Origin of the sequence: Ramlibacter sp., from assembly GCF_029866045.1 — a bacterium.
Taxonomy (GTDB): Bacteria; Pseudomonadota; Gammaproteobacteria; order Burkholderiales; family Burkholderiaceae_C; genus Ramlibacter.
Genome location: NZ_JARXAB010000114.1, coordinates 1 through 9018, shown reverse-complemented (window position 1 = coordinate 9018; position 9018 = coordinate 1). Strand labels below are relative to the sequence as shown.

Here is a 9018-nt window from a genome sequence, read left to right as displayed (position 1 = left end):
CTTCGCTGGCGAACTCGCTGGGCAACACGCCCCTGATGCTGCCGCCCCCGACACTGCCGGCCCCGTCGATTTCCCCGAATTGAATCCGAGAACTGAGCCCCCATGGAGCAAGACCTGATTTCCCTCGCCGCCGAAGGCGGGGACGACTCCCAGCTGGACCTGGCCACCTACGCCCAGCGCGCCTACCTGGAATACGCCCTGAGCGTGGTCAAAGGCCGCGCCCTGCCCGACGTGGCCGACGGCCAAAAGCCGGTGCAGCGGCGCATTCTTTATTCGATGTCCCGCATGGGCCTGGGCTTTTCCGGCAACGCCGGCGCCAAGCCGGTCAAGAGCGCGCGGGTGGTGGGTGATGTGCTGGGCCGCTTTCACCCGCACGGCGACCAGGCGGCCTACGACGCCCTGGTGCGCATGGCACAAGATTTTTCGCAGCGCTACCCACTGATCGATGGCCAGGGCAACTTCGGCAGCCGCGATGGCGACGGCGCGGCCGCCATGCGCTACACCGAGGCCCGCCTCGCCAGAATCACCACGCTGCTGCTCGACGAGATCGACGAGGGCACGGTCGACTTCACGCCCAATTACGACGGCAGCACCGAGGAGCCCTCGCAGCTGCCCGCGCGCTTGCCCTTCACCCTGCTCAATGGCGCCAGCGGTATTGCCGTTGGCCTGGCCACCGAGATCCCTTCGCACAACCTGCGCGAGGTGGCCGAGGCCTGCGTGGCCCTGGTCAAAAACAACAAGCTCTCTGACGAGGAGCTGTTCGCCCTGGTGCCCGGCCCTGATTACCCCGGCGGCGGACAGATCATTTCGCCGGCTGGCGACATCGCCGACGCCTACCGCAGCGGACGCGGCTCGCTCAAGGTGCGCGCGCGCTGGACCATCGAAGACCTGGCCCGCGGCCAGTGGCAGTTGGTGGTGCACGAGCTGCCCCCGGGCGTGAGTTCGCAAAAAGTGCTCGAAGAGATCGAGGAGCTCACCAACCCCAAGGTCAAGGCGGGCAAAAAGGCCCTGAGCCAGGATCAGCAGCAACTCAAGCAGACAGTGCTGGCGGTGCTCGACGCGGTGCGCGACGAGTCCAGCAAGGACGCGGCGGTGCGCCTTGTCTTCGAGCCCAAGACCAGCCGCATCGAGCAGCAGGAACTCATCACCACGCTGCTCGCCCACACCAGCCTGGAAAACTCCGCGCCGATCAACATGACCATGGTCGGCCTCGACGGCCGGCCGGTGCAAAAGTCCCTGCGGCAGATGCTCGAGGAGTGGATCACCTTCCGCCAGCGCACCATCGAGCGGCGCTCGCAGCACCGCCTGGACAAGGTGCTGGACCGCATTCACATTCTCGAAGGCCGGCAGATCGTCCTGCTCAATATCGACGAGGTCATCGCCATCATCCGGGCGAGCGACGAGCCCAAGGCGGCCCTGATCGCGCGCTTTCGTCTGAGTGAGCGCCAGGCCGAGGACATTCTCGAAATCCGCCTGCGCCAACTGGCGCGACTCGAAGCGATCAAGATCGAGCAGGAGCTCAAAGGCCTGCGCGAGGAGCAGTCCCGGCTGGAAGAGATCCTGGGCAACCCCACCGCCCTGCGCCGGCTCATGGTCAAGGAGATCGAGGCTGACACCAAGCAGTTTGCCGACGCGCGCCGCACGCTGATCCAGACCGAGAAGAAGGCCGTGGCCGAGATCAAGGTGGTCGACGAGCCGGTGACGGTGGTCATTTCGGAAAAAGGCTGGGCGCGCGCCCGCCAAGGCCACGGCCACGACGCCGCCGGCTTTGCCTTCAAGGCGGGCGATGGCCTGTACGCCACTTTCGAGTGCCGCACGGTCGACACCCTGCTCGCCTTCGGTAGCAACGGCCGCATCTACTCGGTACCGGTTGCCTTGCTGCCCGGTGCACGCGGAGACGGCCAGCCGGTCACCAGCTTCATCGAACTCGAGGCCGGCACCCAGGTGCTGCACTATTTCGCCGGCCATGGCGGCACCTTTCTGTTGTTGTCCAACAGCGGCGGCTACGGTTTCCTGGCCACGGTAGAGGACATGAGCTCGCGCCAGCGTGGGGGCAAGAGCTTTATCAGCTGCGGCGAGGGCGAGACGGTATGCCGGCCGTCCCTGGCCAACGCTGCATTGCCTGCGGGGGCGGTGCCTGCCGGGGCTGCGCCCCAGCCCCTCCATCTGCCAGCCACCCATGTGGCCTGCGCCTCCGTCGGTGGCCGTATCCTCACCTTCGAGATCAGCGAGCTCAAAGTGCAGCCCAAGGGCGGCCGCGGTCTGATGCTGATTGACCTCGAGGCCAAGGACACCCTCGCTGGCGCTGCGGCCTACACCCGCAGCATCCGCATTACTGGCATCGGCCGCGGCGGCAAGGAGCGCGAGGAGCAACTCGAGATCCGCTCACTCAATAACGCCAAGGCAGGTCGCGGACGTAAGGGCAAGGCGGCCGATTTGGGGTTCAAGCCGGTGGCGGTGGTCCGGGTCGAATAAGCGTCACCCGGGCAAAGCGGGTCAGGCCCTGAGCGTTGCTTCCGCCACGTCCGCCGCGGATGACGTTTGGCTGGCTCAGCCGATCTCGGCGATCAATTCAATTTCCACGCAAGCCCCCATCGGGATTTGTGCCACGCCAAAGGCGCTGCGCGCATGCGCACCCTTGTCGCCGAAGACCTGACCCAAGAGCTCGCTGCAGCCGTTGGTGACCAGGTGGTGCTCGGTGAAATCAGGCGCCGAATTGACCAGGCTCATCACCTTGACGATACGCGTGACCTTGTCCAGGCCGCCGGCAGCCACCTGCAGCGTGCCCAGGAGGTCGATGGCCACCGCGCGCGCCGCGGCCTTGCCTTCTTCGGTGGCCAGGGTCTTGCCCAATTGCCCGACCCAGACCTGGCCGTCCTTCTTGGCAATGTGGCCCGAGAGGAAGACGAGGTTGCCGGTGCGCACAAAGGGCACATAGGCTGCGGCCGGCACCGAGACCGGGGGCAGGGTGATGTTCAGTTCCTGGAGCTTGGCGGCGATGGCAGACATGCGTTGTTCTCTCTGTCGGTGGGTGTGATCAGGTGATTTTAGGATTGCAGCACCGGCGTGACCGTGACCGCGACGCGCAGTGTGTGGTCGCCCCCGTGGATCACCCCGCGCACCGGGGCGATGTCGCCGTAGTCGCGGCCAATGGCGAGGGTGACATAGTCTTCGCCCGGCGCTCGGTTGTTGGTCGGGTCGAGGTCGGCCCAGGTGCCACCCGCTCCGCCGTCTCCTGCCTTTCCTGCTTCGGCGGGCAAGTAGACCGAGGCCCAGGCGTGGGAGGCGTCGGCTCCCACCAGGCGCGGTTGGCCCGGCAGGGGCTCGGTGAGCAGGTAGCCGCTGACATAGCGCGCCGGAATGCCCAGGCTGCGCAGGCAGCCCACCATGACCTGCGCGAAATCCTGGCACACGCCCTGACGCATCGCCAGGGCCTGCCGCGCCGGGGTACTGGCGTCGGTGGCCTGGGGCCGGTAGGCGAACTCTGTGTGAATGCGCTGCATCAGGTCCTGCGCGGCTTCGAGCAGCGGCCGGCCCGGGGTGAAACTCGGCCGGCCGTAGGCAATGAAGTCCTCATGCCGTGGTACGTAGGGCGAGGCAAAGAGAAACTCCGTGGCCGGGTCCCAGTGCGCCGCGCGGTGATAGCGCATGCGCTCGCGCGCGGCCTCCCAGGTGATGGTACTGGTTGGCTGCCGGCGCGGCAGCGTCTCGACCAGGCTCTCGGCCACCACACGCAATTGGTCGTGCGAAGCCTGCAGGCTGAAAAAGCAACCGCCATTGCCCCAGCCGTCGGTGAACACGCGGCGCTGGGCGGGCTCCGGGTCGATGGTGAGCCGGTGCGACACCAGCCGCTGGCAAGGCAGGGTGGCAGGCACCAGGTGGGTTTGGTGCTGGGCGGTCTTCACCGCCGGCGCATACGCGTAGTGCGTTTCGTGGACGACATGCAGTCGCATGAGAAGGCCCCGCGTCAGGCGCCGACCCGGTAGCGGGCGTCGTCGGAATGGGTGAACAGGCGCGTGCTCAGGTCGTCGGAGAGCCGCCAGGCCAGATGGGCGATGTCCGGCTGCGAGGCCATGCGCTCGATGGCCTGGCCGGTGGCCAGCAGGCGCCAGCCCTCGTCCTCGTCTTGGCGTCCAGCCAGGTCGCGAATCAAATCCTCTAGTGAAGGGAGATCCTCTCCCTTTTGAATGCGTTGCCATTGCACAGGGGACAGCCGATCGCGCACCGCAGAGGCGGCCTGCCGCATCGCCACTAGGTCGTGTCGCTGGGCGTCTTCGTCCACCACGGTGCCGTTGGTCTGGGCCTGACGCAGGCGGTGGGCGAGCCGCTCGAGGTAGCGCCCCAGCCAGAAGAGGTTTTCAGCGGCGCGGCTGCTCGGGACCGGGGCTGGCCCTGGCGTGGGCGACAGAGCTTCGATCTCCTCATGGCCACGGGCCGCCGGGGCGACTTCATCTTCGGTGTTCGGGTCGCTTTCCGCGCCAGGGTCTACGCTGAAGTCTTCACCCAGCACCCAGGTGTCCACGCTGCTGCCCCCTCGCTGCATCGAGGCAATCTGCTCGCTGGCGCCGGCCAGCCGGGTGAGACCACCGGGCAGCACCTGCCAGCCGCCTGCGCCGTCGGTCATGGCGAACACCCGCAGCAGCAGTGAGCGCGGTGCCAGACGGCGGCCGTCCCAGGTGGGCATCTGCGAAAGCGGCAGATACGCCTGCACGGTGTAGTCGTCGGGCTCGCGTGTCAGCCGGCCCGCCCACTCGTCCAGGCCCCGGCGGGTGAGCGCCCGGCCCAGGACGGTGGTCGAGCCGGGCGCGCCATAGGTGGGCTTGATCACGTTGCGCGCCAGTTCGGGCAGCACCGACTCGAGCGCGGCGCGCTCGCCGCACCACCAAGTGGGCAGGGAGGGCAGCGACAGGGGCTCGCCCAGGAGGTGCTCCGACAGGGCCGGCAGGAAGCCTAGGAGCGCGGGTGACTCGAGCACCGCCGACCCGGGCGCGTTGGCCACCAGCAGATTGCCGGCGCGCACGGCCTGCATCAGCCCGGGCACGCCCAGCTGCGAGTCGGCGCGCAACTCCAGCGGGTCGAGGAACTCATCGTCCAGGCGTTTGAGCAGGCCATGCACCGGCTCGAGACCGCGCAAGGTCTTGAGATAAAGGCGCTCGCCGCGCACGGTGAGGTCGCCGCCCTCGACCAGCGTGAGGCCCAGGTAGCGGGCCAGGTAGGCGTGCTCGAAGTAAGTCTCGTTGTAGGGGCCGGGGGTGAGCAGCGCGATGCGGGGCTCCTCGCCGCGGGTCGGAGCCCTGGCTCGCAGGCTGTCGACCAGGGTGCGGTAGCTCGCGGCGAGGCGCTGGACCCGTAGCGCGCGGTAGGCCTCGGGGAACAGGCGCGAGACCAGGCTGCGGTTTTCCAGCAAATAGCCCAGGCCGGAGGGTGCCTGCGTACGCTGCGAAACGACCCACCAGAGTCCCTCTGTGCCGCGCGCCAGGTCGAAGGCGGCAATGTGCAGGAAGCGGCCGCCTGCCGGGGTGGCCCCGCGCATGCTGCGCAGATAGCCCGGGTGCCCATGCACCAGGGCGGGCGGCAGCAGGTTGCCCGCAATCAGGCGCTGGGGGCCGTAGATGTCGGCCATGACGCTCTCGAGCACCCGCATGCGTTGCACCACGCCGGACTCGATGCGCCGCCAGGCCTCGGGTTCGATCAGCAGCGGGAAGAGGTCGACCGACCACGGCCGCTGCGGGCCGGACGCGTCAGCGTAGACGTTGTAGGTGATGCCGTTGTCGCGGACCTGGCGGGCCAGCAACTGGCTGCGCTGGTTCAGGTCACCCGGGCTGGTCTGGCCCAGGCTGTCGAAAAAACGCGACCAGCCCGGCGTGGCGCCTCCAGGCTGGGCGGCGAGTCCGCGCAACTCGTCGAAGTGGCCGGGCGCAACAGCGAATGGTTGCGCGAACGGCTGGGCAAATGGCTGCCCGGGTGGCTGCCCGAGCGGGGGTGAAAATGGCGGCGCGAGGGGCACTTGAGTCACTTGGGGAAGGGCGGCCAGGGCGCCCTGGCGCGCGGCGCCGGAGAGGGGCTCGAAGAGGCGTTCCACAGCGCTCGATTGTTACATCGATCCCCGGGCCGTCCTCATTCGATCCGCACTGTGTAGACGAGGTCTGCGCCGTTGCTGTCGCCCGCCTCCAGGCGCAGCTGCAGCCGGCGATTGATGTCGTAGAACACCCGCAGCGTGCCAAGCACCCCCGAAAGTCCGCGCTCGTAGACGGCGTAGAGGTCGCGGGCCAACCGCTTGCCCACCGCCAGGGTTGCGCCCTGGAGCGCGGAGCCGGAGGCCTGCGCCCCGCCGCCGCCGCTTGCGCCCGCCTGCGTGCCACTCTGGCCGCCGCCAGCCCCACCCCCGACGCCCGATGCGCTGCCCTGGCGCACCCCCAGTTCGTCCAGACCGAGGCGCTGGGCCAGGGTGCCGCCGCCCAGTCCCGCGCGGCGACTGAGCAGGGTGACCGCCAGGTCCTCGAGCAGCGCGGTCTCGACACCGCCCGCGGCGCTGCCCTGTCCCAGGGCCAGCCATGACAGAGCCTGCGCCTCGGGCAGTGCCGGGTCGGACCACAGCCGCACCCGCGGGCTCAGGGCCTGTCCGCTCACCTGCACCCCCACTTGCTGGGTCTCGCTTGGCGATGTGGGGCGCAGGGCCAGTAGGTCGAGCGCCGGGTTCAGCGGAGCGCCGGTGAACCGAAGCAAGGCCCGCTCCAGCCGCAGGCGCTGGCCGAAGGCCTGGTAGCGGCCGCTGGCGAGGTCTACTTGGCCGTCCAGGCGCAGCGTGCCGAGGGTGACGCCTCCGCTGGCGTTGAGTCGGCCCCGGGCCTGGGCCTCCAGGCCTTTGCCCCGGACCTGGAAGTCGGGTCCCAGGTCGACCCGCGCCTGCAGTTGCACAGGCACAGCGGTCTCGGGGGCATCCGCAGGACGCCCGCGGACCACGACATCCACGCCCAGTCGCGGCGACGCACGATCGGGCAGGGTGATGCGGGCTTGGTCGACCCGCAGGTCAGCGTGCAGCCGCAGCGGCGTCCGGCTCGCAAGCTCGGCGCGCGCTTGGCCCGAGACGGTGACGAGCCGGTCGGGGCGCAGGCTGGCCCGTAGCTGCGCCAAGTTGGCGTCGATGGCGAGTGACCAGCCACCTGCCGGCAGCCACCGCCCCTGCGCGCGGGCCTGCAGGCGACCGCCGCTGCCGGGCGTGCCGGGCGTGTCCAGCCCGAGCAGCTGCAGGTCGTCGATGAACAGATCTCGCCCTACCAGCCGCGCGCGTAGGCTTCCGCTGTGCAGGTCAATGCCGTCGACCACCGAGCGCAGCGCCAGTTCATCGGCGCGCAGGGCGCCGTCCCAGCGTGCCTGAGCACCGGTACCCGACATCCTCAGGTCGGCTTCCAGGTTGCCGCGCAGGCGCCAACCGGCCGGCAGGATGCCCAGACCCTGCACCGCCCAGGCCAGCGGCAGGCCGCTCAGGTGGGCCTGCGCAGCCCATTCCCCCCGACCCCACTGCAGGCCGTCCCAGGCCAGGCGGACTGGCAGCCCGTCAAACAGCAACGCCCCGGGCCCCAGGGTCAAGCGGCCGTCGGCCTCGCGCCGCCAGCGTACCGGCGCCTGCAGTTGCAACTGCCAGCGGGTGCTGCGGTTCACGTCCATCTGCAGGCGCAGCGCACGCAGCAGGTTGGCGTCGAGGTCGGCCTGACCCTCGAGCCGGGCCAGTGGCAGGCGGCCCTCGGACCATGGCCCGGGAATCGCATTGTCCATATCCAGCTGCAGCGAGGCAGGCTTACCGCCCGCGCCCGGTGGCGTTGGCGCATCGGGCCCCGGGCCTGGCGCGCTTGCGGGCGGCGCGAGAGAGAAGCGGCCGCTGAGCCGGGTGCGCGGTGCCTTCGGCCACCAGGCTGCCAGGTCCAGGGCCGCGAGCCGTCCGTCGATCGACTGCCAGCGCGGCTGCGACCAGGGCGCGACTCGTGCTCGCACCTCGGCCTGTGGCGCGCTCGCCGACCCGGGGGATGTGGCACCGGCGCTCCCGCCTGCGACGGGCGGCGCGCGCAGCAGCAGGTGCAGGTCCAGCAGCGCGAGGGGTCCGTTGGCACGAATGTCCAGCCCCAGCGCCTGGGGTGATGGCGGAGGGGGCGCTGTCTGCATGGCCCAGCGCCCTTGCAGCCGCAGGTCCAGTGGCAAGGGCGCCTGTGCGCCGAGGCGTACCTGACCCTGCAGGTCTAGCGTGCCCAGGGACTCGTGGGCCACCCGGGCCTGGCGCAGTTGCACCTGGTGCTGCTGGCCGTCGTAGGTGTAGTGGGCCACCACGTCGCGCAGCGCCCAGCCGCCGGCCACCTCGAAGCGGCCGAGGCGGGCCTCGTCGACCTGCAGGTTCAGGGGCAGGGTCAGCCTTGTCGGCGCAGGGCCCGCACCAGGCGCTGCTGCGCCACCGCGCTTGCGGGGTGTCAGTCGCAGCGTGCCAATGCGCGCCAGCGGCACATGCAGCAGGCCCCGATCGCGCAGCGTCGGCAGGTCCTGCGGCCGCCACGCGATGGCGACGTCCTCGGCCTCCACCTCCCAGTCCTCCAGTACCCAACGCAGGCGCTGCGCCCGCAGGCCCTCGCGCAGCGAGCCCTGCAGCGCCTGGGCCTGCAGGCCATGAGCCGGCGCAAGCTGGTTCCAGGTCCATTGCAGCGACTGCCCGCTGCCCGCCCAGATCCAGAGCGCAGCCAGGGTAAGGGCGGCCCCCACCACCAGCAGCAGCAAGCCCATGAGCAGGCGGCGGGCGGTCAAAACACCACCCCCACGCTCAGGTGCAGGCGCAGCCGCCGCGGCTGCACTGCCCAGGCCAGGTCGGCCCGCAGGGGACCCACCGGACTCGCATAGCGCAGCCCGGTACCCACTCCGGTGGACAGGCGCAGCTTGGCGGCGCGGTCGGCCACTGCGCCGGTGTCGATGAAGAAGGCCTGCTCCCACAGGCTGGAGCGGCCCCCGGACCGCAGCGGTCGCAGCCACTCCACGCTG

General features: G+C 70.0%; 6 protein-coding genes. 1 reads left to right on the top strand and 5 read right to left on the bottom strand.

Annotation, left to right across the window (positions count from 1 at the left end; translation table 11 throughout):
- The first annotated feature begins 102 nt into the window (after window positions 1-102).
- Window positions 103-2475, top strand: coding sequence for a DNA topoisomerase IV subunit A (gene parC / locus QE494_RS12520; RefSeq protein ID WP_300043748.1), 2373 nt, complete (start codon window positions 103-105; stop codon window positions 2473-2475).
- Between the two features lie 75 nt (window positions 2476-2550).
- Here parC and QE494_RS12515 read toward each other — a convergent pair whose 3' ends face one another.
- From QE494_RS12515 to QE494_RS12495, 5 genes are all read right to left on the bottom strand, one after another.
- The gene (locus QE494_RS12515; protein WP_300043747.1) at window positions 2551-3009 is read right to left on the bottom strand and encodes a RidA family protein; all 459 of its coding nucleotides are present in this window, start codon (window positions 3007-3009) and stop codon (window positions 2551-2553) included.
- A 38-nt stretch (window positions 3010-3047) separates the two neighbouring features.
- Window positions 3048-3953 (bottom strand): transglutaminase family protein, encoded by a 906-nt coding sequence (locus QE494_RS12510; RefSeq protein ID WP_300043745.1) that lies wholly within the window; start codon window positions 3951-3953, stop codon window positions 3048-3050.
- 14 nt (window positions 3954-3967) lie between these two features.
- Window positions 3968-5899, bottom strand: coding sequence for a circularly permuted type 2 ATP-grasp protein (locus QE494_RS12505; RefSeq protein ID WP_300043744.1), 1932 nt, complete (start codon window positions 5897-5899; stop codon window positions 3968-3970).
- Window positions 5900-6117: 218 nt separating this feature from the next.
- Window positions 6118-8787, bottom strand: a complete 2670-nt coding sequence (locus QE494_RS12500; RefSeq protein WP_300043743.1) for a translocation/assembly module TamB domain-containing protein — start codon at window positions 8785-8787, stop codon at window positions 6118-6120.
- Window positions 8784-9018: BamA/TamA family outer membrane protein (locus QE494_RS12495; RefSeq protein ID WP_300043742.1), on the bottom strand; the 235-nt coding region annotated here is incomplete at its 5' end. The genes QE494_RS12495 and QE494_RS12500, both read right to left, overlap by 4 nt.